The following is a 23,414-nucleotide window of genomic DNA, read 5'->3' as shown; positions in this document are numbered from 1 at the left end:
GGCAATCCGTTTGCGGGATTTGCGCAACAAGCTGCGGGTTTACGCAAGACGGCGGCGCTTCCGCGGGCGCTTACTGCGAAGGGTCGCGGCCGGTTGAGGAGCCTGCCGCCGCCTCGGGGAGGAACTGACGATGCTGCATCTCGTACCCGCAGCCATGTTCGACCATTATCTCGGCATTTCCCGGCTGCTCGCGGGCCAGCTCGACTTTCGCTCGGCTATCCGTTCCGTTGCGGCCGAGGTCGCCCATATCATCCCGCACGACCACCTCGATGTCTGCGTGCTGCTTGAGGGCGGCAACTACCACACGGCCTACGAGACGGGCATCGAGACTGCCTGGGGCGGGCTTGCCGGCGCGCCTGTTGTCAACAGCCCCATCCGTTCGCTGCTCTGGGGCGAGGTGGATTTTCTGCTGGCGGACGACGCCATGACCGACCCGCGTTTCCACTTCGAGGGCGCCTTCAAGCGGCCGATCGTCGAACAGTCGCTGAGGAGCCGCTTGCATGTACCGATGAAGGTGCAGGGCACGATCATCGCAGCGCTCTCCTGTTCGTCGCACAGGGCGGGCGTCTATACGATGGAGGATATCGAACGCGCCCGCATCATCGCCGACCTGCTGACGCCCTATTTCTTCGCGCTGCAGGCGGCCGAACAGGCGCAGCGCTCGGCCATTGTCGAGGCAGAGGCCCGCGCCCGCGAGGAGGGGCTGCGGCAAGGTGCGCTGAAGCTTACCGAAGCCCTGGAGCAGGAACGCCAGCGCATCGGCATGGACCTGCACGACCAGACGCTCGCCGACCTGACGCGGCTCGCCCGCCGGATCGATCGGCTGTCGCGCAACGGCGAGGTGGCGCCCGAGGCGCTGGAGCCGATCTCCCGTTCCCTGCAGCATTGCATGCAGGATCTGCGGCAGATCATCGAGCAGGCAAAACCCTCCGTGCTCCAGCTCTTCGGCCTCGCCCAGGCGATCGAGCATCATCTGGACCGATCGACCCGCGACACGGGATCGGGGATCGAGTGGGGCCTTGTCGACGAGACGCACGGCGCACTGGAGCGACTGGAACCGACCGTCAGCGTCGCGCTGTTCCGAATCGCCCAGGAGGCGATCAACAATGCGGTGCGCCATGCCGCGCCGCTGGCCGTCATGGTGCGGCTCGAGGCCGATGACGACCGGCTATCGATCGAAATCTCCGACGATGGAACCGGGCTCGCCAAGGCGCGGGGACGGATCGGCGGCGGCATCGACAATATGAAGACCCGTGCGCGGCTGATTTCGGCGCGGTTCACGACCGGGGCCGGCCACAACAATCGCGGGACTATGGTGCGCGTCGTGCTACCGCTCGTACCGAACGACCCGCCGAGCGGGCCAAACTGAGGAGAAGGGCATGAAGGTTCTGATCGTCGAGGACGACCCGCTGCACCGGTCCTATCTGCACGAGGCGGTCAACGCGGCCTTGCCGGAATGCGACACGGTGATCGAGGCTGAGAACGGAACTGCCGGCGAGAAGCTCGCCCGCGACCACAAGTCGGCGCATATCGTCATGGACCTGCAGATGGCGAACCGCAACGGCATCGAAGCGGCGCGCACGATCTGGAAAGAGCGGCCCGAGACCCGCATCCTGTTCTGGTCGAACTACTCGGACGAGGCCTATGTGCGCGGCGTCTCGCGCATCGTGCCGGATGGCGCCGCCTATGGCTATGTGCTGAAATCCGCCTCCGACGAGCGGCTGAAGCTTGCGCTGCGCTCGATCTTCATCGAGAGCCAGTGCGTCATCGACCGCGAAGTGCGGGGCCTGCAGCAGAAGAGCCTCGGCCAGACGAACGGCTTCACCGATTCCGAATACGAAATCCTCATCGATATCGCGCTCGGCCTCACCGACCGGGCCATCGCCAAACGTCGGAGCCTTTCGCTGCGCAGCGTGCAGAACCGCCTGCAGCAGCTCTACGACAAGCTCGACGTCTACCAGAGCGCCGGCGACGACCACGAGGACGGCCGCTTCAATCTCCGCGCCCGCGCCGTGACCGTCGCTTTCCTGCGCAAACTCCTGAACTACAGCGCTCTGGAGCGAGCTGAAGCAGAGCTGCAGGAGTGGTTTGAGGGAAAGTAGTTCCGGACTTGGGTGGAATGACCGGGGATCAGACAGGTGGGCTGCGGCCCTGCCTTTCACGGCGTATGAGCCAGCGCGATCGCATCGGCGGCTTCCTCGCAGCGATGGCTGAGTGTGCTGGTCGCGACACGGATGTGACTGCTTGGCAAGACAGAGAATTTGTTGCCAGGGTTGACGGCGATATTGCGTGCGGCAAGTGTCACCATCGCGAATGGTTCCGAGACGACGGGCACCCAGAGGCACAGGCCCTGGCCTGCCGGTATCGCTATCCCCCTTTCACTGAGCGCATCGGCAAGAGCGTCCCGCCTCTGCTGATAGATCTCACGCGCCTCGGCGATGAGCCGCCAGGTCGCCGGATCGCGCAGTAGCCAGGCGGTGGCACCTTGCAGGATACGGCTGGTCCAGCCGGCGCTGAAGGAGCGGTAAGACTGGATCTGATCGACGATCGGCGCGGAACTCGACAAAACCGCGAGACGCAGATCCGGGCCGAGGCTTTTCGAGAGTGAGAGGATATGGATCGTCCGCTCCGCAAATCGGCCGCCCAGCGATTGCGGAGGTGCCGCCGACACGTCGCCGACGCCGTCATCCTCGATAATAAGCGTATCGCTGTCTTCCAGCACATCTCCGAGTTGACCGAGGCGGGAGGAACTGACCGCAACGCCGGTCACGGAATGCAGCCGCGGTTGGAATAGAAAAGCCGCCGGACGTTGCTGCAATGCTTCGCGCAGCGAATCCGGCAGGGGGCCTTCGCCGTCGCAGGCGACAGGGATGATTTTTACGCCGAGGTCTTCCAGAATATCGAGCAGCCGCATCGCGGTCGGATGTTCGATCGCGACCGACGAACCCGAGGAAACCAGCGCATGCAATATCGTATAGACGGCGTTGTAACCGCCATTGGTAGCCAGAAAGGCTTCCGCCTCATAAGGCCATCGCGCTGAAACGGCGTCCTTCAACTCAGGGACGATCCGGCTGCGCTCATAGCTGTTGAGGTCATCAACGGACGCGCCATAGGCCATTGCTTCGGCGAGACGAGGAAGAAGTGCTGCATCCGGTCCGGCTAAGGTGAGATCGAGCACACCTGCCGCATAATTTCCCGAGCTGGCGAGACGCTCCGGCTTGGCGACAAAGCGGTCGCCGCTGACCCAGGTGCCGTTGCGCCCCCGGCCGCTGATGATCTTCTGCCGCCGCAATTCGCTCCAGGCTTCGGAGATCGTTGCCGGACTGACATGCAATTCGTAAGCGATATCGCGGATCGCCGGCAGGCGCGTCCCAATGGGCAGGACACCGGCACGGATCAGCGCGCTTGTTTCGAGAGCGATCCCCCTGATGCTCCGGTCGGCTATTTTTTCGGCAAACCAGGAGGCTTCGACCGCATCGCCCATTTTTTTCTCACTTTAAATGTTCAATAACGTAATAACATTTGTACTCACCATTTTGAACATTTAATTTGCCCCTCGTCGAGCCATTTCAGTGAGTTTTTGCATGCCTGTGACGCTTCGCATCGCCCTTAGAGACTGGGATTACATGACACCGCTTGTGCTCGGTGATGTCAGCTCTGCCCGTCTCGATATTAAGGTGGATCGTGTGGGCACGCTGGTCTCCAGCCTTGTCGATGACATAGCGCATGACGCCGCGGAAATGTCCTTCAGCCGCTATTCGCAGATGCGTCATGACGGCGATGATCGGGTCATTGGCATGCCGAACTTCATCATGCGCGGCTTCCGCCATCGCTGCATTATCACCGCCAAGGCCAGTCCGATCCGCAAGCTGTCCGATTTGGCCGGTAAGAACATCGGCGTGACTGGCTGGCGTGATTCCGGAAATACCTGGACCCGTGCCGCTCTGCGCCGGAAAGGCGTCGGCGTCGAGGATGCCATGTGGTATGCCGGGCGCCTGACGGAGGCTCATCCGATCGTCGACCGTCTCGATGGTTTTGGACGGCCTGGCCGCATCGAGGCTGCTCCCGGCGAGCGCCCGATGGTCGATCTTTTGCTGGATGGCGGGCTCGATGCTGTGTTCACGCCTTTCATGCCGAAAGGTTTCTTTGATCAGGAATCGCCGCTCCGCCAGGTGCTGGATGATTTCCGCGCCGCTGAAGTCACTTACTTCCACGAAGTCGGCTACATCCCGGGCATGCATCTGATCGGCTTCAAGGCTGATATCGTCCAGGAGCATCCCTGGATCATGGATGAACTCAGTGAGCTGATCGACGAGTCCCAGCGTCTATGGCTGGAAAAGCGTGAGAAATACGCCGACACCACGCCCTGGATGATCGACGAACTGCGCCGCTGCGCGGCTGATCTGCCGCCGACCTGGAGAGCCAGCGGGCTTGCTGAGAACGAGGCAATGATCGCCGACTTTGCCGAGGAACTCTACGAACAGAAGATCATGCCGCGCCTTTTGACGCCCGCCGATCTGTTTCCGTGGCACACCAAAGCCCGATGAACAAGGCCTGGGGAAACCCTTCGCAGGCCTCATCGTTGAATTACCATTTTCGCAAAACCAAAAAGGGGAATGACATGCATTCGAAACTGATCGCTTCCGCCGCTCTGCTGGGTCTGATGATGACGACGTCGGTCTTCGCCCAGGAGGCGGCCGTGCCAAAGCAGACCGTCAACGACGCTCTTCGCGCCCGCCTGCCGGAGAAGATCCGCACGGACGGCAAGATGATCTCCGTCAACAACGGATCCTTTCCTCCCTATGAGATCGTCACCGGTACGAAATTGACCGGCGCCAGCGCCGATCTGACCGATGCAATCGGCCAGATGCTCGGCGTCGAGATTGAGCACGAAACCGTCAGCGGGTTGAGCGCGTTGCTCGCCGGCATCAATTCCGGCCGATACCAGTTCGCCTTCGGCCCGATCGGTGACTTCAAAAGCCGTGAAGAGGCCAATGATTTCGTCGACTGGGTTCAGGAATACGTGGTCTTCTCCGTCCAGAAGGGCAATCCGAAGGCCATCACCTCGCTCGAAAGCGCCTGCGGCAATCGCATTGCAGTCATGGCCGGCGGCTCCGCCGAAAAGGTGATCCAGGCCCAGGTTGAAAAGTGCAAGACGGACGGCAAGCCTGCGCCCGAAGTGCAGTCCTATACTGATCAGCCGAGCTCGATCCTGGCAGTCCGCTCCAAACGCGCCGATGCCTTCTTCTCCTCGCAGGCACCGCTGACCTATTTCGTGTCTCAGGCAAACGGCCAGCTGGAATTGAGCGGCGTCGGCCAGAAAAACGGGTTCGAGGATCTCTATCAGGGCGCCGTCGTGCCGAAGGGCTCGCCGCTCGGCCCCGTTCTGCTCGACTCGATCAAGGCGTTGATGGATAACGGCTCCTATGCCGCCATCATGAAGAAGTGGGGTCTTGAGAACAACATGATCAAGCAGCCCGGCATCAATCTTGGTGGAGCCCTGCCGAAATGAGCAACGATCGCACGACTGCTGCACCGCCTTTGGACGGTGCAGACTTCCGGGACGTTGCCCATGCCCACAAGCCCTTTCAAACGGGCCGGCTCGTCCTATGGGTGGCCGTGCTCCTGATTGCCGCGAATTTCCTGTGGATCGTCGCTCATAACGAGAATTTCGGCTGGCCGGTCGTTGCGGCCTATTTCTTCGATCCGACTGTCATCAATGGCCTTTATGTCAGCCTGGGCCTGACAGTGGTCGCAATGGCCATCGGTATCGTTCTCGGCCTCGGACTGGCGATCGCCCGGCTGTCGAATGACCGGCTTGCACGTTCGCTGGCGTCGCTGTTCATCTGGTTCTTTCGCGGCACGCCGCTCCTGGTGCAGCTGATCTTCTGGTACAATCTCTCGACCCTCTTTCCCGAACTTTCGATCACCATTCCGTTCGGCCCGACGCTCGCCAGCTGGGAGACCAATTCGGTGATCACGCCGATGACGGCGGCAATCGTCGGCCTTGCCTTGAACGAAGCGGCCTACATGGCCGAGATCATCCGCGGCGGCCTGCTCTCAGTCGATCGCGGCCAGTTCGAGACGGCGGAAGCCTTCGGCATGACCAAGGCGAGGGCACTGTGGCGGATCATCATTCCTCAAGCGATGCGCTCGATCGTGCCGCCGACGGGCAACCAGCTGATCAGCATGATCAAGGCAACGTCGCTCGTCAGCGTCATCGCCATGGCCGATCTGCTCTATTCCGTCCAGTCGATCTATAATCGCACCTTCGAGATCGTACCGATGCTGCTGGTGGCCGTCCTCTGGTATCTCTTCATCACCTCCATCCTCAATCTCGGCCAGAGCTACATCGAGGCCTATTACGGCCGCAGCGAACGGCGCAACAACACCGCTGCCGCCAAACCCGAGACCCTTGTCGAGGAGGCAAGCCATTGACCGGTGCCGAAATTGCAAAGCCTCTCGTCAGAGCCCGCAACGTCCACAAATCCTTCGACCAGCTCGAAGTACTGAAGGGGATCGACCTCGATGTCATGCCGGGTGAAGTCGTCGTGGTGCTCGGCCCGTCCGGATCGGGAAAGTCGACCTTCCTGCGCTGCATCAACCATCTCGAAGCGATCAACAAGGGGTTCATCGAAGTCGATGGCGAGCAGATCGGCTATCGCCTTCGCAAGGACCGGCTGGAAAAGCTGTCGAGCAACGGAATCGCCAGCCAGCGGCGCAAGATCGGCATGGTGTTCCAGCAGTTCAATCTCTATCCGCATATGACGGTGCTGCAGAATATCATTGAGGCCCCGGTCGGCGTGCACGGCGAAAGCCGCAAGGCCGCGACCGAGAACGCCCTGCGGCTTTTGGAGCGAGTGGGGCTGTCGGAAAAGGCTGGCAGCTATCCCCGCCAGCTCTCCGGCGGTCAGCAGCAGCGCGTCGCCATCGCCCGCGCCCTGGCGATCAAACCCAAGCTGATGCTGTTCGACGAGCCCACCTCGGCGCTTGACCCCGAACTGGTCGGCGAAGTTCTCTCCACAATGCGCGATCTCGCCAAACAGGGCCTGACGATGATCGTCGTGACCCACGAGATCGGTTTCGCCCGTGAAGCGGCCGATCGGGTCGTGTTCATGGACGGCGGCAATGTCGTCGAGATGGGCAAGCCCGAGGATGTCATCGGCAATCCGCAACATCCCCGGACCCAGGCTTTTCTCGCCCGTTTTCTCTAACTGGTGTCAGCTTCTGCTTCGACCTTCGGGCCGGAGCAATCGCCCTTTTCGATCAAGACTGGATGTTTTAATGCCCGCGCTCGACAATGCCTATGCCCGCCTTTCCGACTTCGAAGCCATGGAGGCGGAGCTGAAAGCGACCCGCCAATACCTGCATGCCCATCCGGAACTCTCCTTCGAAGAAGCCGAAACGGCGCGGTATGTCGCGGAAAAGCTGGAAGGCTGGGGTTATGACGTGACCCGCAGTGTCGGCGGTCACGGCGTTGTCGCCCGCCTCAGCGCCGGCAATGGCAGCAAGGGCATCGCCATCCGCGCCGATATGGATGCGCTGCCGATCGTCGAGGAAACCGGACTTGCCTATGCCAGCGGCACCCCCGGCAAGATGCATGCCTGCGGCCATGACGGCCACACGACCGTGCTGCTCGGCGCAGCCGAATATCTCGCCCGCACCCGCCGCTTCAACGGCACGGTGACGCTGATCTTCCAGCCTGCGGAAGAGGCGAGCAAGAATAGCGGCGCCCAGGCGATGATCGCCGACGGCCTGTTCGAGCGGTTTCCGTTCGATGCCATCTTTGGCCTCCATAACCACCCCGGCGCTCCCGAAGGCACCATCCTGCTGCGATCCGGCCCGATGATGGCGGCGTCGGACACCGTCGAGATTACCATCAAGGGCAAAGGCGGCCATGCCTCGCGGCCGCATCTGACCGTCGATCCCGTGGTCGTGGCGTGCAACCTTGTCGTTTCGCTGCAGACGATCATCTCGCGCAATCTCGACCCGACCCAGACGGCGGTCATCACCGTCGGCACGATCCATGCCGGCGATGCCGTCAACGTCATTCCGGAATATGCCAAGCTCGCATTGAGCGTGCGCTCCTTCGAGCCTGGCATTCGCGACCTCCTGCAGCAACGCATCACCAAGCTCGCCCGCTCGGTGGCAGAAGGGCACAATGCTTCCATTGAGATCGACTACGATCGCGGCAATCCTGTTGTCATCAATTCGCCTGATGAGACGGATTTTGCCCGGGTCGTCGCGATGGAACTGGTCGGCGAAGACAAGGTCGCGACGTGCCCGCTCATTCCCGGCAGCGAGGATTTCTCGCACTTTCTCGAGCACAAGCCGGGCAGCTTCCTGCGTCTCGGCAATGGCATGAATTCCGCGATCCTGCATAGCGCCAAATATGACTTCGCCGATGCCAGCCTGACGGTTGGCGCGGCCATGTGGGCAAGGCTCGCGGAACGCTACCTCCAGGATGACGCCTGAAGTCCCGATCGCCCAGCTTGACGGCATCGCATTTGGAGCTTGCACTTTCAGTAGCGCAAAAGGATTTTGTAGCGAGACCATCACGTCAACATCTCTCGCCGCAATGCAGGATGCGCAGCATGATTGCCAACTATAACGACGCCGGGCTCGACTTGTCTTACGATCTCGAATTTACGCACTGATGGCGGAAAACTTCGAACGAAGGGTGGGACGCAGCCTGACGCCGGAAGGCCAGGGTGCCGAATGGCTCTACAACCAGTCGCCGGCAGTTGTCCTTGCCCACAACACCGACGCCGATCCGCGCTTCATCTATGCAAACCGCGCTGCCCAGGCTTGCTTTGAATATTCATGGGACGAGTTCGTCACTTTGCCATCGCGTCTTTCGGCGGAGGCGCCCGATCGCGCGGAACGTGAGAGGCTGTTGAATGCCGTGGCGGCGAATGGCTTTATCGCCGACTACCGCGGACTTCGCATCGCCAAGTCAGGGCGGCGTTTCTATATCGAAAAAGCCATCGTTTGGGATCTTGTCGACCGCAGCGGATGCCGTCGCGGTCAGGCTGCGACATTCGATTCCTGGCAAGACGTGCAGGCGGATTGAGCGCCGGCTGCGGAGACACCAACCAGGCGCCGGATATGTCCGCAGCTTTGCAAACCATGTCGTTTGCCATTTGGTTGCCAAAAAACCATGATTGCGTCACATAAATCGCACATCGACACTCGGCATCAAGAATTGGATCAACGCTGAATGCGCATAGCCTACTTTTTCCTTGGTGCATTTCTTGCAATTGCACAGTCCGCATATGCTGAAGTTGCATCACCGCCTGCTCTGGCGCCGCTAAAGCGACAGGCGCAAGCCGCCGAGTTGAGCGCACAATTTCTTTCGCGGTATAGCTACAAGCCCGTTCCACTCGACGACGCCTTGTCGGCCAGGATCATGGATGGGTTCATCAAGTCACTTGATCCGGACCGCATGCTCTTCCTGCAAGCCGACATCGACGGATTCATGTCCGACCGCAGCGAGATCGATGATGCCATCGAGGAGAGAGACTTGAAGATCCCGTTTGCGATCTTCAAAGCGTATCAGCAGCGCGTTGTCGACCGCATGAACTATGCGCGCAACCTGCTTAAGCAGGACTTCGATTTCAGCGCGCAGGAAGATTATTCGGTGCTGCGCGATAAAGCGCCGTGGCCGCAGTCGGAGGCCGAGAGCAATGAGCTTTGGCGCAAGCGCGTCAAGAGCGACTGGTTGCGGTTGAAACTGGGCGGCCAAAACGACGCGGCCATTCGCGAAACACTCGACAAACGTTATGAAAACACACTCGAGCGCGCTTACAAGTTCAAAAGCGACGACGTTTTCCAATCGTTCATGGACGCCTACGCAACGTCGATCGATCCGCACACGGACTATTTCGGTACGGCCGCTTCAGCCGACTTCAATGTCTCGATGAAGCTTTCGCTGTTTGGTATCGGTGCGGTCCTGCAGGAGCGCGACGATTACACGACGATCCGCGAGCTCGTGCCTGGCGGGCCGGCACAGCTGTCCGGCAAGCTCTCGGTCGGAGATCGAATTACCGGCGTTGGCCAAGGCAAGGACGGCGCAATCAAGGACGTGGTGGGCACGCGCCTTGATGAAGTCGTGCAGATGATACGCGGGAAAAAAGGTTCCGTCGTGCGTTTGGACATCCTGCCGGCAGATGCCGGAGCTGAGGGCACGCATCGCGTCATCAGCCTGGTGCGCGATAAAATCAGTCTCGACAAGCAGGCCGCCCGGAAGACTGTACTGTCCGTAAAAGCGGGCGACGTCACGCGTAAAATCGGGATCATTACTCTGCCGGTATTCTATGAGGATTTTGAAGCCAAGCGCAAAGGGGATGAGGATTACAAAAGCGCAAGCCGCGATGTCGCCAAGCTTCTCGACGAACTGAAGGAAGAAAAAGTCGACAGCGTTCTCATCGACCTGCGCAACAACGGCGGCGGTTCATTGGACGAGGCAATTGATTTGACCGGTCTGTTCATCGGCAATGGCCCGGTCGTTCAGCAACGCGGCAGCGATGGCAAGGTCGAGGTGAGGAGCTCGGAGCTTGCAGCGCCCGTCTGGACAGGCCCGGTGGGTGTCCTGATCAATCGCGGGTCGGCGTCGGCTTCCGAGATTTTTGCCGCGGCAATCCAGGATTACGGCCGAGGCGTGATCGTCGGCGAACCAAGTTTCGGGAAGGGCACCGTTCAGACCGTCGTCGATCTTGACCGGATCGTCCGCAACAGCAAACCCGAGTTAGGGGAGCTAAAGGTGACGATTGCCCAGTTTTTCCGGGTCAACGGCGGTACGACGCAGCTGCACGGCGTGACGCCCGATATCAGCTTGCCAGGACTTTTCGATCCGGCGAGCTTCGGCGAGACCAGTTATGACAATGCCCTGCCGTGGGCGCAGATCAAACCTGCGAAGTACACGGCTGTCGACACGGTCACGACGTTGCTGCCGGCATTGCAAAGCCGCCATGATGCGCGGGTTGAGAGCGATCCGGAATTCCAGCGCCTGATAAAAGACATTGCCGACCTCAAGGCGCAGCGCGAAAAAGGGGTCGTTTCCCTCAATGAAGCCGAACGTCGCAAAGAAGCGACGGCTCGCGAGAAACGGTTCAAGGATCGAGCGAAAGCAGGGGATGGCGAGGATCTTGGAGATGACGGCCTGGAGGCAGGCGAGCGCAGCCTGAGCGCTGATATTGCCATCGAGAATGCCCGCAAGAATGCAAAAGACGTCTTGCTGAACGAGGCCGCCGCCATTCTTGCAGACGAGGCGGATCTGCAGGAAGGCGTGCTCAAGGCAGCCGCAAAACAATCGGGAAACACGGACGGAAAATAGTCATAGCTGACCGGCGCAACGGGTCCACGATCAGGATCTGCAAGCCACCGGCCCGGTGACCGCATCATTGCGGAAGCGGAGGCCGCTGGCCCGCAGCCGCGTCACTCGTCACCATTGCCGCCTTCGAAGGGTTTCCAAGGGAGGGGAAGAGGCCGTCCCGGTGCGACCTTTTCAACCGAGACGACCAAGAACGGCTGGTTCGGCATGCCCGACAACTGCGCCGTCGATGCTGCCGGCCGCCCCTGGGTTTCGACCGACGGCAACAACAACAAGGCCACCGGCCGCACCGATGGTCTGTGGGCCGTCGATACGGAAGGGACGGCGCGCGCCACTTCGAAGCTGTTTTTCCGCGTGCCGGTCGGCGCCGAAATGTGCGGCCCGCTTTTCACGCCGGACGACGAGACCGCTTTCGTCGCCGTGCAGCATCCTGGCGATGGCGGCGAGGACTGGCCGGGCCATGGCCGCCCGTCCTATTGCGAGGACCTTTCGACCCGCTGGCCGGACTTCAAGCCCGACATGCCAGTGCGACCTGCGGTCGTCGCCATCACCAAGGTTGGCGGTGGCAAGATTGCCGTCTGACGGTTGAACGCGGCGTCGAGGCGCAATGGGAGTGGTAGTCAGGCTACCAGCTAGTTGTGAAGGCCAGTTAGCTGCCGGGATGAGGGCATCATCCCGGCGCCCCTTTTTTAGAAAGCTATCTGCACCTGTTCACGCTGCGTAACCGCTTAGGTTTTCGAGCTCAGAGGACTACGGCTCACACTCCTTCAAGACCTGCACACAGACCATAGTGGGCCGAAAATCATAGATCTCGCTATAAGTTGCAGTCGAATCAGAGTTTATCGATTTGTGCCCGGCAGGCCGAACGCCTGCTGAAAATATCGGCGAAAGGCATGCATGGCTGGAGTGAAGTCGGTGTTGGCGCGCCAAGCGAGGCCGACATCCATCGGTGGCACCGGATCCTTGATGTTGATTGTCTCGATCCGCCGACCTTCCAGCGACCAGGGGCGGTGTACCATATCCGACAGGATCGCGACGCCGAGGTTGTTAGCGACCATGGAGCGTACTGCCTCGATCGACGAGGTGCGCAGCATCACGCGGGGTTGATAGGGTGTCGTGCTCCAGTACTTCAGCGACGAATACGCCGCCTCGTCCACCGTCAGCATGATGTAGGGCTCCTCGGCGATTTCCTGTAGGCCGACGCCCACATGCTTCAGTAGCGGATGCTGCGCCGCCACCCAGAGCCTGCGGATGGAACGCAAAAGCGTCTCGGTGGTGAGCGCGGTATTCAGGATATTCGAGGTGAGAAGTACCGAAATGTCGTACCGGTTGACCAGCAGGCCTTCCTCGATCGACTCGCGGTTTACCTCGTAAAGCTGGATGCGCAGCTTAGGATAGAGTCGCCGCATGCGCTCTATGTGGAGCGGCAGGAAGTAGCCGATGACGGTGTAGGTCGCCGCAACAGTCAGATCGCCCTCGATGTCGCTGCTGACATAGTTCAGATGCGTTGCCTCATCGACCTTGGCGAGGATCTCGTAGGCGTAGGAAAGAAACTGCCGGCCGGCGGCGGTCAGTTCCATGCCCTGCGGCATGCGCGTGAAAAGAGCAACGCCGATCGATTTTTCCAGTTCCTTGATGGCGGTCGTCACTGCCGACTGCGAGATCGGGAGCTGTGCCGCTGCATAGGAGATCTGTCCTTGCTCGGCGGTTGCGACGAAATAGCGGAGCTGCCGGAAACTGAGGCTCATGATCTGTTTTTCCCATCGAATTATCTGAATTCGGCTTGGATAAATCCGATCGACTGCTTTTAATTTATGCGAGTGCTCTACGAATTTGAGGCGGAATCGAGCCAAGCCGTTGGAAAGAAACATATTAAGCTTCGCCCGCGATTTAAGCGCAGGTATCTCTTTTCTCGATAATGATGCCGCAAAAAATGAATTTTTCAAATCCTGTTTCGTCGCGTAGCGTTTTCGTCAGATGACAACGGCGGGAAGACAGTTTGAAAGATATCGTCGACATCAACTGCGATATGGGAGAGGCCTTCGGTCGCTGGCGGATCGGCGATACGCAGGATTCGCTGCTGATCTCTCACATCAGCTCGGCCAATATCGCCACCGGCTTCCATGCCGGCGACCCGAACCTCATCGACGAGACCGTGGCGCTAGCCGCGGCTCATGGGGTCGGGATCGGCGCGCATCCTGGCTACAATGACCTTCAGGGCTTCGGCCGTCGCAAGATTGTCGGCAGCAGCAAGGAGCTGGTCAACGACATCATCTATCAGGTGGGCGCGCTGCGCGAGTTCGCCCGCCGCTACAGCGTGCCGGTGCAGCATGTGAAGCCGCATGGCGCGCTCTACATGGAGATGGCGGTCAATCCGGACTTCGCTCAGCTCTTTGTCCAGTATATGCGCATCGTCTCGCCCAACGCCTTTGTCTTCTGCATGGGTGGCTCGGCGACGCACAAGGCGGCACTCGATGCCGGACAGCCTGTCGTGCGCGAGTTCTACGCAGACCGCGACTATGACGACAGCGGTTCGATCGTCTTTACCCGCGATGCCGGCCGCCCAGACCCGATGGTGCTGGCGCAGAAAGTGCTGCGCGCCTGCCAGGAGGGCAAGGTCCGCACGGTCACGGGCAACGATATCGACATCGAATTTGAATCCATCTGCTTTCATTCCGATACGCTCGGCGCACTCGACATCGTTCTCAGCATGCGCGAGCTTCTGATCGGTGCCGGAATCCGGATCGTGCCCGTGTCGCAGATCCTTGGACATTAGACTTTGCGGAGACCGACCATGAGCAAGATTGAAATCCGTTCGCCCCTGCCGGGCACCTTCTACCGGGCGTCGGCGCCGGATGCGCCGCCCTTCAAGGCAGACGGCGACGATGTCACCGAGGCCGAAACGATCGGCGTGATCGAGGTGATGAAGACATTCCAGGAAGTTCCGGCTGGTGTTTCCGGCAAGGCGATCACCTTCCTCGTCGACAATGAGGAGCCTGTCATGGCAGGGCAGGTCATCGCGGAGGTCGAGGCATGACGATCCGCTCGGTGCTCGTCGCCAATCGCGGGGAAATCGCCATTCGCGTCATCAAGGCGGCGAAGGCGCTCGGTATCCGGACCGTGCAGGTGCACAGCGCAGCAGATGCAGACATGCTGGCGGTGCGGCTCGCCGACGAGGCGATGAACATCGGCCCGCCGGCGCCGAAGAAATCCTATCTCAACATCGAGGCGGTGATCGCCGCCGCCAAGGCAGCCGGTGTCGATGCCGTGCATCCGGGCTACGGCTTTCTGTCCGAAAACGGCGATTTCGCCGATGCGGTGCGCGACGCCGGCATGATTTTCATCGGTCCTTCCGGCGATGCGATCCGCACGCTCGGCGACAAGGTGGCGGCGCGGCAGGTGGCAAAGCGCGCGGGCGTGCCGACGGTGCCCGGCAGCGACGGGCGTGTCGCCGGGCTCGAAGAGGCGCGGTTGCTCGCAGGCGAGATCGGTTTTCCTGTGATGATCAAGGCGGCGGCTGGCGGCGGCGGACGCGGCATCCGGATCGTCGACAGCATCGCCGAGCTCGAACAGCAGTTTCCGCTGGCTTCGGCCGAGGCGCTGGCCGCTTTCGGCGACGGCGGACTTTATCTGGAAAAGGTCATCGCCCGCGCCCGGCACGTCGAGGTGCAGATCTTCGGCGACGGACAGAATTTCGTGCATTTCTTCGAACGCGAATGCTCCTTGCAGCGGCGGCGCCAGAAGGTGTGGGAGGAGGCGCCCGCCTTCATGCTGCCTGCCGACATGCGCGAACGCCTCTGCGTCAGCGCCGTGGCGCTTGCGCGCGAGGTCGGCTATCGCGGCGCCGGCATCGGTATCGGCAAGGCGACTGCCAAGGCATTCGCTGCGCTCGGCGACCACGTGATCGTCTCGGATGTCCTGAAGGTCGAGGGGCGCGCCGCCGTGGCGGAGATCGAGGATGCGGGCGGTTCGGCCGAATTCATCGAACTCGACGTCCGCTCGACGTCGGCCGTCGATGCCCTGGTCGCCGACGTGGAGAAACGTTACGGCCGTCTCGACGTGATTATCGCCAATGCCGGCATCGCCCACAAGGCACCGCTCGATGTGCTCGACGACGACCGGTGGGAGCTGACCTTCGACATCGATCTCAAGGGCATCTTCCGCGTGGTCCGTGCCGCCGTACCGGGGATGAGGGCACGCAAATCCGGCGCGGTGGTGGCGCTCTCCTCGATCATGGGTGTCGCCTACGGCTGGGACGAGCACGTGCATTATTCCGCAGCCAAGGCCGGTGTCGTCGGCCTCGTGCGCGGTCTGGCTGTCGAACTCGCCCGCGACGGCATCCGCGTCAACGGCATGGCGCCCGGCTACATCCGCACCGCACAGCTTCTATCGGAAGAGAACTCGCTCGGACCGAAGGGCGCGGAAGCGGCAAGCGCCTTCATCCCGATGGGGCGGCTCGGCGAACCGGAGGACATTGCCGACGTGATCGTCTTCCTGGCGTCAAACAGCGCAAGATACATGACCGGCCAGACACTGGTCGTGGATGGAGGGCTCCTCGTGGGCCGATACTGACGGCGGGCGCGTCAGGACCGATCCCGTCCTGACGCCGAGGCTGGACGAGAACGATGGGTGGTCATGAAGGCCATCCCGGGGAACAAAAAACCGGAGAACGACAATGACAATTTCGATGGACATGAATCGACGTTCACTGCTGAAGCGATCCGCAGGCGCGATGGCGCTTGCCATCGGCGGCGGTACGCACTTCCTCTCTTCGCGGGCGGCCTATGCGCAGGCCGCCAGCCTCGCCGGCGAGCAGCTGCGCACGATCGGCCTTTCGGTGACCGTGCAGGAACGCATCCTGGCCGACTTCAAGGCGGCAAGCGGCGTCGGCACGACCTCCGGCACCGCGGCAACCTTCCCGGACGCGCAGACCCGGATCCTCTCCGGTTCGAAGGATTATGACGTCTGGGAAACGATCGGCGAGCGCCTTCCCTCCGTCGTCATGACCGACAATGCCGACCCGATCGAGACCGCGGGCCTGAAGAGCTGGTCGAATATCCGCGAGATCTTCACCAAGCCTGATCCGAAGTTCGACCCCAAGGCGCAGATCGTCGGTCAGATCTGGACGGACGAGACGCAGACGGCGCTCTGGATGGTACCTTCGGTCTTCAACTTCGATTCGGTCGGTTATAATCCGGAGGTGCTCTCCGACGAGGAAGCCAACAGCTGGACGGCGATCTTCGACAGCAAGTACAAGGGCAAGTCCGGCCTCAACACCGACCCGCTGACAGCCTTCGGCCAGGCGGTCATGGCGATGAACACGCTTGGCCTCTCCAACGTCAAGAACCCCGGCAATCCGACCGCCGCGGAAATCGACGAAGCCGCGAAGTTCCTGATCTCGAAGAAGAAGGAAGGCCAGTTCCGCGCTCTCTGGGGCGATTTCGGCGAACTCGTCAACTTCCTGGCATCCGGCGAAATCGTCGTCTGCGACGCCTGGCAGCCGGCGGTCATGGCCGTCAAGGCACAGGGAAAGCCCTGCAAATACGCCATCCCGAAGGAAGGCTATCGCGCCTGGTCGATCGGCAACACCATGCTGAAGGGCACGCCGAACAAGGAAGCCGTCGTCGCCTATGCAGATTACTGGCTGTCGGGCGAACCAGGCATCACGGTGTCGGAGCAGGGCTATTATTCGCCGACCACCAACATCAAGGAGAAGATGGCGCCGGAGAAATATGCCTTCTGGTACGAAGGCAAGCCGTGGGTGGGTGCGGCTGAGCGCGGCATCAAGGAGGGCGATCTGCGCGACGGCGGTTCGCTCGAGACCCGCGCCGCAAACGTCGCCTACTGGCACCAGTGGCCGGACGAATACGACCACCTCATCCAGAAGTGGGACGAATTCCTCAGCGCCTGATGCGTTACCCCCAGCGCCCGGGCATCCCACGTGAGATGCGGTGAGGGCGCCACCTGGCAGGCGGCTCCGGTCGCCTGTCCTTTAACCAGCAACCCGGAATGACCGACATGATACATGACCTCGAGCTCTACCAGATCGGCAAGGTCTACGATAACGGAACGCCGGCCGTGATCGATTTCAACCTCACCGTCGACAAGGGCGAGTTCATCGCGTTCCTCGGCCCGTCCGGCTGCGGCAAGACGACGACGCTGCGGATGATCGCCGGCTTCGAAAGCATCTCCTCCGGCAATCTGATGGTCAGGGGCGAGCGGATCAACGATATCGGCCCGGCGCAGCGGCCGACCTCGATGATCTTCCAGAATTATGCGCTCTTTCCGCACATGACGGTGCGCAACAATATCGGTTACGGCCTCGACGTGAAGCGCATGGAAAAGGCCCAGCGCAATGCAAAGGTCGATCGCATTCTCGAAAAGCTCGGTCTCGAGGACGTCGCCGACAAGCGCTGCGACAAGCTTTCCGGCGGCCAGCGACAGCGTATCGCGCTTGCGCGCGGCCTCGTGGTCGAGCCAGATATCCTGTTGCTCGACGAGCCGCTCGGCGCCCTGGACGCCAACCTACGCAAGACGATCCAGAGCGAATTGAAACTGCTGCAACGCGAGCTCGGCGTGACGTTCGTTTTCGTGACCCACGCCCAGTCCGAGGCGCTGGCGCTTTCCGATCGGATCGTTGTGATGAACCAGGGTCGGATCGAACAGATCAGCCCGCCGCATCAGCTCTACACGCGGCCGAATACGCCTTTCGTCGCGCAGTTCATCGGCCGCAACACGATCTTCAAGGGTGCGGTCAAGGGCCACGAAAAGGGACATGTCATGGTCGACACGCCACTCGGCCTTCTCGCCGGCGATGCCAATGGCGCGGTCGCAGACGGAGATGCGGTGAGCGTCGTGATCCCTGCCGAAGCAGTCGAGGTGCATGCGCTCGACAAGGGCGGCCGTGACGCGATCGCTGAGGCCTCCAGCGGCAATACCATCGACGCCAGGATCCACCGCTTCGACGTCGTCGGGCATATCTCGCATCTTTCGGTCGCCCTGCCGGACGGACGTATGCTGGCGCTCGAAGCCCATGTCGACAAGTATCCGCCCGGCGCGTTTCCAGTCGATGCGCCGGTCGCGCTCGCCTTCAAGCCCGAAAACGCCACCGTCATTCCCGCCCACTGAAAAGCCGGTCGATTAAAGCCGGACCAACGAGAACATCACAAGGAGACCCCGCAATGGCAAAAGAAATCTTCTGCAGCTTCGGCATCGACGTGGACGCCGTCGCCGGCTGGCTCGGCTCGTATGGCGGCGAAGATTCGCCGGACGACATCTCGCGGGGCCTGTTTTCCGGCGAAGTCGGCAGCCCACGGCTGTTGAAGCTGTTCGAGCGCTTCGGCATCAAGACCACCTGGTTCATCCCCGGCCACTCCATCGAGACGTTCCCGGAGCAGATGCAGGCCGTCGCCGCTGCCGGCCACGAGATCGGCATCCATGGCTACACGCATGAAAACCCGATCGCAATGACGCGCGAGCAGGAGACCGAGGTGCTCGATAAGTGCATCGAGCTCGTCGCCAAGCTCTCCGGCAAGCGGCCGACCGGCTATGTGGCGCCCTGGTGGGAATTCTCCAACGTCACCAACGAACTCCTGCTCGAGCGTGGCATCAAGTACGACCATTCGCTCATGCATAACGACTTCACGCCGTACTATGTCCGCGTCGGCGACAGCTGGACCAAGATCGACTATTCGAAGAAGCCGTCGGACTGGATGGTGCCTCTGAAGCGCGGTCACGAGACCGATCTGATCGAGATCCCGGCATCGTGGTATCTCGACGACCTGCCGCCGATGATGTTCATCAAGAAAGCCCCCAACAGCCACGGCTTCGTCAACCCGCACGACATCGAGCAGATGTGGCGCGACCAGTTCGACTGGGTCTATCGCGAGATGGACTACGCCGTCTTCCCGATCACCATCCACCCTGATGTCGCCGGCCGGCCGCAGGTACTGATGATGTTGGAGCGTCTCTACGCCCACATGATCAAACATCCCGGCGTCAAGTTCGTGACGATGAACGAGATCGCCGACGACTTTGCCAAACGCTTCCCGCGCAAGAAGTAAGAGGCAAAAGCGATGTGTTCGCTCTGCGGCATTCTAGGTGGTAACGAGCACTGGGCCGATGCGGTCGCGCGGCCCGGGGTCTATACCCGCACCGCCGAGCGGATCGACCGCCGGCGCGAGCGCGCCCGTCGTGTTGCGATCGCCAACCGCATTCTCGACGCCTTCGGGCTTGGTATCTCCGACTGGCAGGGATCTTCCTTCCTGCTGTCGACCCGGACCGGAAAGACCGAGATCATCGAAGATCTCGGACATCTTTGGCCGGCGGCCGAGCGGCTTGCGGGCCGGCCGCTCGATCCGCTCGCCGAGCCGCTTCTCGATCGGCTGGAGGCGAACCGCCATGGCTGATGCATTTCCGGCCTTCACGCCGGTCACGTTGCTGACGGGCTTTCTCGGATCCGGCAAGACGACGCTGCTGCGCCGGCTGCTGACCGATCCGGCGCTCTCGAACGCCGCGGTGCTGATCAACGAATTCGGCGAGGCCGGGCTCGACCATCACCTGCTCGAGCGCATCGACGAAAACATGGTGCTTTTACAATCCGGTTGCCTTTGCTGCACGGTGCGGGGCGAACTGGCCGATGCGATCCGCGACCTGCATTCGAAGCGCGAACGCGGCATCGTCCCGCCCTTCGACAGGATTGTCATCGAGAGCACCGGACTTGCCGATCCTTTCCCCGTTCTTTCCACGTTGAAGGCCGATCCGGTTCTGCGGCATCATTTCCGGTCCTCGGGTGTGATTGCCACCGTCGATACCGTCAATGCGGGGAGGCAGCTTGCCGCCTATCGCGAACCGATGCGGCAGGTGGCGGTGGCCGACCTTTTGGTGCTGACCAAGGCCGATATTGCCGAGACCGGCCAGGTCGCGCGGGTTACGGCGATGATCCGGCAGATCAATCCGGATGCGCCGATTGTCCTGGGCTCGGACGACGTCGTCAGTCTGATGGAGGACATGACAACCGGCCTCGCCGAGGCGATGCAGTCGCCCGGCGGCTTCTATTGCGACGACCCGGGGCCGGTTCTTGCCAGCGAACATTCCGGTGGCATCCGATCCTTCGTGCTGGTGAGCGAAGGCACGGTCGACTGGACCGCCTTCGGGATCTGGCTGGCCATGCTGCTCAATCGGCACGGCGACCGTATCCTTCGGGTCAAGGGTATTCTCAACATCGAGGGCGAAGACTTTCCCGTGGCGATCCACGGCGTGCAGCATCTGGTCCATACGCCCGTCCATATGCAATCGTGGCCCGGCGAGGACCGGTGTTCCCGCATCGTCTTCATCGTCGACGGCATCGCGCCCGCGGTGATCAAGCGATCGTTTGACGCCTTCAATGGGCTCGGCGTGGCGAAAGTCGCGCCGAAGCGGGTCGAGGAGTTCCAGCCATGAGAAAAATGCCGACGCCGAAGAGCTTTCCGACGCCCGCCCTGCATACAGAGGGCCGGATCAAGCTGCGCATCCTCGGCACGGCGATTTCGCTTCTCGAAGAACTTCGGCTCGGTGCCGAGCGCGATCTCGGCATGGATATCGAATTCGACAATCAGGACTTCATGACCGCCCAGCACAAGGCGGCGCTGGAGCCGATGACCTACGACATCTACGACCAGTGCTTCCACAACCTCGATATTGTCTGGTACTGGCGCGCTGTGCAGCCGATCGACATCGAGCGGATCACGCTTTGGGACGAGATCACCGATCTGACGAAAACCGGGCGCATTGGACCGAATGCGCGGATCGGGCAGGGCGATGCGCCGGTGACCAAGCTATTCGTGCAGCCGAACCTGGCGCTTGCCGAAACGCCGTCGCGGCGCATCTCGATGCTGCCGACGACGCATAATTTCGACAGCTTCGCCTACCGTACCGATGCGGCCAATTCCAACCAGATGACCTCCTGGGCGGCATTGCTCGACCCGCGTTGGCACGGGCGCGCAGCCCTCGTCAACGAGCCGGCGATCGGTATCTTCGACGCAGCACTTGCGGCGCAGTCGGCCGGACTGATGACCTTTAGCAATCTCGGCAACATGAGTATTGAGGAAATCGATCGGTTGCTGTGCATTCTGGAAGAGCGCAAGAAGGCCGGCTTTTTCCGCGGCTTCTGGCGTTCGGCCGAGGACGCGGCGAACCTGATGACGAAGAGCGACACGCAGATCCAGTCGATGTGGTCGCTCGGCATCAGCAAGCTGAACCTGCGTGGCTTTCCCGTCGAACTCGCCAATCCCGCCGAGGGTTACCGCGCCTGGCATGGCGGGCTCTGCCTGTCGAAACGGCTCTCCGGCCGGGTGCTCGACGCGGCTTACGATTATCTCAACTGGTGGATCTCCGGCTGGCCCGGCGCGGTGGTGGCCCGGCAGGGTTATTACATGTCGACGCCGACACGCTCGCGACCGCACATGACGCCGGCCGAATGGGACTATTGGTACGAAGGCCTGCCGGCCGCGACCGACCTGCCGGGCCCCGACGGCCTCCTCCGCGTCAAGACGGGTGCGGTGCGCAGCGGCGGCTCCTACTGGCAGCGCGCCAACTCGATCGCCGTGTGGAACACGACCATGGACGAACACAATTATTTGGTGCGCCGCTGGATGCAGTTCGTGGCGGCGTGAGCAGAACTGGAACGACAGAATGACCCTTTCTTACGGCTCCCTCTCGATCGCCCAGCTCTCCACCCTCATCCAGGGCGGCAGTGTCGATCCTGTCACGGTGGCGGAGCAGGTCTTCGGGGCGATCGACGACCATGACGACAAAGCGGTCTTCATCTCGCTGACGCGGGAGCGGGCAATGGCGGAAGCGCATGCCTCGTCGAAGCGGCTGAAAGACGGTCGTTCGCTTGGCTTGCTCGAAGGCATTCCGGTTGCCTGGAAGGATCTCTTCGATGTTGCCGGCAGCGTCACCGCGGCGGGGTCCAGGCTGCTTCTACGTGATCAGGCACCGGCCGCAGTCGACGCCGCCGTCGTCTCCGCGCTGGCTTCGGCGGGTATGGTGGCGACGGGCCGGGTCAATATGAGCGAGTTCGCCTTTTCCGGCCTTGGCATCAATCCGCATTTCGGCACGCCGAAAAACCCTCGCAGCACCGATGTCGCCCGCATTCCGGGCGGCTCGTCCTCCGGTTCGGGCGTGGCGGTGGCATCAGGTCTCGTGCCGGTCTCGATCGGCTCCGACACCGGCGGTTCGGTCCGGATCCCGGCGGCGCTGAACGGCATCGTCGGCTACAAGGCGACGCGTGGGCGCTATCCGATGGTGGGCGTATTTCCGCTTTCCGGCAGCCTCGATTCGCTCGGGCCGCTCTGCCGCTCGGTGCAGGATGCCGTCTGGATCGATGCCGCGATGCGCGGAGCCATGGCGCCGACGGCCAGTCGCCGTCCGCTCGCCGGGCTGGAGGTCGTCATCCCCACCAACGTCGTCTTCGACGATGCCGAGCCGGGTGTCGTTGCGGCCTTCGAAGCGGCGGTTGAGCGTTTGTCCGCCGCAGGCGTCATGTTCACGCGGCTGGAGATCCCGGCCTTCGCGGAAATTCTGCAGTTGATGGCAAGCCACGGAGCCCTGGTGACGGCAGAGGCCTACTGGCTGCATAAGGCGCGGATCACCGGGCCGGATGCCGGACTGATCGACCCGCGTGTGGTCTCGCGCACCCGCTTCGGTGAGGAGATCACCCTTTCGCACTACCTCGACATACTCTCTGCCCGCAAGCGGCTGATCGAAGCGGTGGACCGGCTGGTCGGCGACCGCCTGATCGCCTTCCCGACGGTCGCGCATGTGGCACCGCTGCTCGAGCCGCTGAAGACCGATGACCAGCTTTTCGCGGCGACCAACGGCAAGACACTGCGCAACACGCTGCTCGGCAATTTTCTGGACTGGTGCGGGGTGTCGATCCCTTGCGGGGCAGGTGACGCCGGCATGCCGGTCGGCTTCCTGCTGTCGGGGCTGGCGCGCGGCGACGAGCGGCTGCTGTCGGTGGCGCTCGTCGCCGAACCGGTCATTCGCGGCGAAATGATTTGAAGGCAGTCGCTCCGGCGGCTGCGAACATGAACAAGGA

20 protein-coding genes and 2 pseudogenes are annotated in these 23,414 nt (G+C 61.8%); 20 read left to right on the top strand and 2 right to left on the bottom strand.

Annotation, left to right across the window (positions count from 1 at the left end; genetic code table 11):
* Window positions 1-130: 130 nt before the first annotated feature.
* Window positions 131-1,369 (top strand): GAF domain-containing sensor histidine kinase, encoded by a 1,239-nt coding sequence (locus RlegSU303_RS25620; protein WP_017957418.1) that lies wholly within the window; start codon window positions 131-133, stop codon window positions 1,367-1,369.
* A gap of 10 nt (window positions 1,370-1,379) precedes the next feature.
* Window positions 1,380-2,102, top strand: a complete 723-nt coding sequence (locus RlegSU303_RS25615) for a response regulator transcription factor (RefSeq protein ID WP_131718421.1) — start codon at window positions 1,380-1,382, stop codon at window positions 2,100-2,102.
* A 56-nt stretch (window positions 2,103-2,158) separates the two neighbouring features.
* On the opposite strand, the gene RlegSU303_RS25610 is transcribed toward RlegSU303_RS25615, so the two are convergent.
* Window positions 2,159-3,484, bottom strand: coding sequence for an aminotransferase-like domain-containing protein (locus RlegSU303_RS25610; RefSeq protein WP_026158317.1), 1,326 nt, complete (start codon window positions 3,482-3,484; stop codon window positions 2,159-2,161).
* 100 nt (window positions 3,485-3,584) lie between these two features.
* Here RlegSU303_RS25610 and RlegSU303_RS25605 point away from each other — a divergent pair, with 100 nt between their 5' ends.
* From RlegSU303_RS25605 to RlegSU303_RS25570, 8 genes and pseudogenes are all read left to right on the top strand, one after another.
* Entirely contained in the window at window positions 3,585-4,547 is a 963-nt protein-coding gene (locus tag RlegSU303_RS25605) for a nitrate ABC transporter substrate-binding protein (RefSeq protein WP_131718422.1), read from the top strand.
* A 74-nt stretch (window positions 4,548-4,621) separates the two neighbouring features.
* The gene (locus RlegSU303_RS25600) at window positions 4,622-5,512 is read left to right on the top strand and encodes an ABC transporter substrate-binding protein (RefSeq protein WP_026158318.1); all 891 of its coding nucleotides are present in this window, start codon (window positions 4,622-4,624) and stop codon (window positions 5,510-5,512) included.
* Window positions 5,509-6,438, top strand: coding sequence for an amino acid ABC transporter permease (locus RlegSU303_RS25595; protein ID WP_131718423.1), 930 nt, complete (start codon window positions 5,509-5,511; stop codon window positions 6,436-6,438). Before RlegSU303_RS25600 ends, RlegSU303_RS25595 begins: the two co-directional genes overlap by 4 nt.
* Window positions 6,435-7,214 carry an amino acid ABC transporter ATP-binding protein gene (locus tag RlegSU303_RS25590; RefSeq protein WP_017957424.1) on the top strand — a complete coding sequence of 260 codons (780 nt, stop codon included), beginning with the start codon at window positions 6,435-6,437 and terminating at the stop codon, window positions 7,212-7,214. Before RlegSU303_RS25595 ends, RlegSU303_RS25590 begins: the two co-directional genes overlap by 4 nt.
* Before the next feature lie 70 nt (window positions 7,215-7,284).
* Window positions 7,285-8,475 (top strand): M20 aminoacylase family protein, encoded by a 1,191-nt coding sequence (locus tag RlegSU303_RS25585; RefSeq protein WP_017957425.1) that lies wholly within the window; start codon window positions 7,285-7,287, stop codon window positions 8,473-8,475.
* 119 nt (window positions 8,476-8,594) lie between these two features.
* Window positions 8,595-9,073: pseudogene (locus RlegSU303_RS25580) on the top strand (MEKHLA domain-containing protein).
* A gap of 147 nt (window positions 9,074-9,220) precedes the next feature.
* Window positions 9,221-11,335 (top strand): carboxy terminal-processing peptidase, encoded by a 2,115-nt coding sequence (locus RlegSU303_RS25575; RefSeq protein ID WP_131718424.1) that lies wholly within the window; start codon window positions 9,221-9,223, stop codon window positions 11,333-11,335.
* Between the two features lie 159 nt (window positions 11,336-11,494).
* Window positions 11,495-11,914, top strand: a pseudogene (locus RlegSU303_RS25570) (alkaline phosphatase PhoX); the annotation flags it as partial.
* Window positions 11,915-12,171: 257 nt separating this feature from the next.
* On the opposite strand, the gene RlegSU303_RS25565 reads toward RlegSU303_RS25570, so the two are convergent.
* Window positions 12,172-13,080 carry a LysR family transcriptional regulator gene (locus RlegSU303_RS25565; protein WP_131718425.1) on the bottom strand — a complete coding sequence of 303 codons (909 nt, stop codon included), beginning with the start codon at window positions 13,078-13,080 and terminating at the stop codon, window positions 12,172-12,174.
* Window positions 13,081-13,331: 251 nt separating this feature from the next.
* Between RlegSU303_RS25565 and RlegSU303_RS25560 the strand changes: the two genes are divergently transcribed.
* The 10 genes from RlegSU303_RS25560 to RlegSU303_RS25515 all read left to right on the top strand — a co-directional run bounded on the left by RlegSU303_RS25560 (window position 13,332) and on the right by RlegSU303_RS25515 (window position 23,377).
* Window positions 13,332-14,108: a 5-oxoprolinase subunit PxpA gene (locus tag RlegSU303_RS25560; RefSeq protein WP_011648944.1), complete on the top strand. Its 777-nt coding sequence runs from the start codon at window positions 13,332-13,334 to the stop codon at window positions 14,106-14,108.
* An 18-nt stretch (window positions 14,109-14,126) separates the two neighbouring features.
* Entirely contained in the window at window positions 14,127-14,369 is a 243-nt protein-coding gene (locus tag RlegSU303_RS25555; protein ID WP_017957430.1) for an acetyl-CoA carboxylase, read from the top strand.
* Entirely contained in the window at window positions 14,366-15,904 is a 1,539-nt protein-coding gene (locus tag RlegSU303_RS25550; RefSeq protein ID WP_131718426.1) for an SDR family oxidoreductase, read from the top strand. Before RlegSU303_RS25555 ends, RlegSU303_RS25550 begins: the two co-directional genes overlap by 4 nt.
* Before the next feature lie 103 nt (window positions 15,905-16,007).
* The gene (locus tag RlegSU303_RS25545) at window positions 16,008-17,243 is read left to right on the top strand and encodes an ABC transporter substrate-binding protein (RefSeq protein WP_003550275.1); all 1,236 of its coding nucleotides are present in this window, start codon (window positions 16,008-16,010) and stop codon (window positions 17,241-17,243) included.
* Between the two features lie 107 nt (window positions 17,244-17,350).
* Window positions 17,351-18,460 (top strand): ABC transporter ATP-binding protein, encoded by a 1,110-nt coding sequence (locus RlegSU303_RS25540; RefSeq protein WP_131718427.1) that lies wholly within the window; start codon window positions 17,351-17,353, stop codon window positions 18,458-18,460.
* Window positions 18,461-18,513: 53 nt separating this feature from the next.
* Window positions 18,514-19,395, top strand: coding sequence for a polysaccharide deacetylase family protein (locus RlegSU303_RS25535; RefSeq protein ID WP_011648932.1), 882 nt, complete (start codon window positions 18,514-18,516; stop codon window positions 19,393-19,395).
* A 12-nt stretch (window positions 19,396-19,407) separates the two neighbouring features.
* The gene (locus RlegSU303_RS25530) at window positions 19,408-19,740 is read left to right on the top strand and encodes a hypothetical protein (protein ID WP_017957439.1); all 333 of its coding nucleotides are present in this window, start codon (window positions 19,408-19,410) and stop codon (window positions 19,738-19,740) included.
* Window positions 19,733-20,773, top strand: coding sequence for a CobW family GTP-binding protein (locus RlegSU303_RS25525; protein WP_131718428.1), 1,041 nt, complete (start codon window positions 19,733-19,735; stop codon window positions 20,771-20,773). Before RlegSU303_RS25530 ends, RlegSU303_RS25525 begins: the two co-directional genes overlap by 8 nt.
* On the top strand, window positions 20,770-21,984 hold the full coding sequence (locus RlegSU303_RS25520; protein WP_131600852.1) for an ABC transporter substrate-binding protein: 1,215 nt from the start codon (window positions 20,770-20,772) through the stop codon (window positions 21,982-21,984). Before RlegSU303_RS25525 ends, RlegSU303_RS25520 begins: the two co-directional genes overlap by 4 nt.
* A 19-nt stretch (window positions 21,985-22,003) precedes the next feature.
* Window positions 22,004-23,377 (top strand): amidase, encoded by a 1,374-nt coding sequence (locus RlegSU303_RS25515; protein ID WP_131718429.1) that lies wholly within the window; start codon window positions 22,004-22,006, stop codon window positions 23,375-23,377.
* Window positions 23,378-23,414 lie beyond the last annotated feature (37 nt).

Source organism: Rhizobium sp. SU303 (genome assembly GCF_021052345.1).
Taxonomy (GTDB): Bacteria; Pseudomonadota; Alphaproteobacteria; order Rhizobiales; family Rhizobiaceae; genus Rhizobium; species Rhizobium laguerreae.
Note: the sequence above shows the minus strand (reverse complement) of the source record. Positions and strands in the feature narration are given on the sequence as shown.

Bases quoted from the DNA above. Each gene is read 5' to 3' on its own strand.
- RlegSU303_RS25585 (WP_017957425.1), top strand. From the start codon at position 7,285: ATGCCCGCGCTCGACAATGCCTATGCCCGCCTTTCCGACTTCGAAGCC.
- RlegSU303_RS25610 (WP_026158317.1), bottom strand. From the start codon at position 3,484: ATGGGCGATGCGGTCGAAGCCTCCTGGTTTGCCGAAAAAATAGCCGAC.
- RlegSU303_RS25535 (WP_011648932.1), top strand. From the start codon at position 18,514: ATGGCAAAAGAAATCTTCTGCAGCTTCGGCATCGACGTGGACGCCGTC.
- RlegSU303_RS25595 (WP_131718423.1), top strand. From the start codon at position 5,509: ATGAGCAACGATCGCACGACTGCTGCACCGCCTTTGGACGGTGCAGAC.
- RlegSU303_RS25520 (WP_131600852.1), top strand. From the start codon at position 20,770: ATGAGAAAAATGCCGACGCCGAAGAGCTTTCCGACGCCCGCCCTGCAT.
- RlegSU303_RS25550 (WP_131718426.1), top strand. From the start codon at position 14,366: ATGACGATCCGCTCGGTGCTCGTCGCCAATCGCGGGGAAATCGCCATT.
- RlegSU303_RS25545 (WP_003550275.1), top strand. From the start codon at position 16,008: ATGACAATTTCGATGGACATGAATCGACGTTCACTGCTGAAGCGATCC.
- RlegSU303_RS25555 (WP_017957430.1), top strand. From the start codon at position 14,127: ATGAGCAAGATTGAAATCCGTTCGCCCCTGCCGGGCACCTTCTACCGG.
- RlegSU303_RS25530 (WP_017957439.1), top strand. From the start codon at position 19,408: ATGTGTTCGCTCTGCGGCATTCTAGGTGGTAACGAGCACTGGGCCGAT.
- RlegSU303_RS25605 (WP_131718422.1), top strand. From the start codon at position 3,585: ATGCCTGTGACGCTTCGCATCGCCCTTAGAGACTGGGATTACATGACA.
- RlegSU303_RS25615 (WP_131718421.1), top strand. From the start codon at position 1,380: ATGAAGGTTCTGATCGTCGAGGACGACCCGCTGCACCGGTCCTATCTG.
- RlegSU303_RS25600 (WP_026158318.1), top strand. From the start codon at position 4,622: ATGCATTCGAAACTGATCGCTTCCGCCGCTCTGCTGGGTCTGATGATG.
- RlegSU303_RS25565 (WP_131718425.1), bottom strand. From the start codon at position 13,080: ATGAGCCTCAGTTTCCGGCAGCTCCGCTATTTCGTCGCAACCGCCGAG.
- RlegSU303_RS25525 (WP_131718428.1), top strand. From the start codon at position 19,733: ATGGCTGATGCATTTCCGGCCTTCACGCCGGTCACGTTGCTGACGGGC.
- RlegSU303_RS25575 (WP_131718424.1), top strand. From the start codon at position 9,221: ATGCGCATAGCCTACTTTTTCCTTGGTGCATTTCTTGCAATTGCACAG.
- RlegSU303_RS25620 (WP_017957418.1), top strand. From the start codon at position 131: ATGCTGCATCTCGTACCCGCAGCCATGTTCGACCATTATCTCGGCATT.
- RlegSU303_RS25540 (WP_131718427.1), top strand. From the start codon at position 17,351: ATGATACATGACCTCGAGCTCTACCAGATCGGCAAGGTCTACGATAAC.
- RlegSU303_RS25515 (WP_131718429.1), top strand. From the start codon at position 22,004: ATGACCCTTTCTTACGGCTCCCTCTCGATCGCCCAGCTCTCCACCCTC.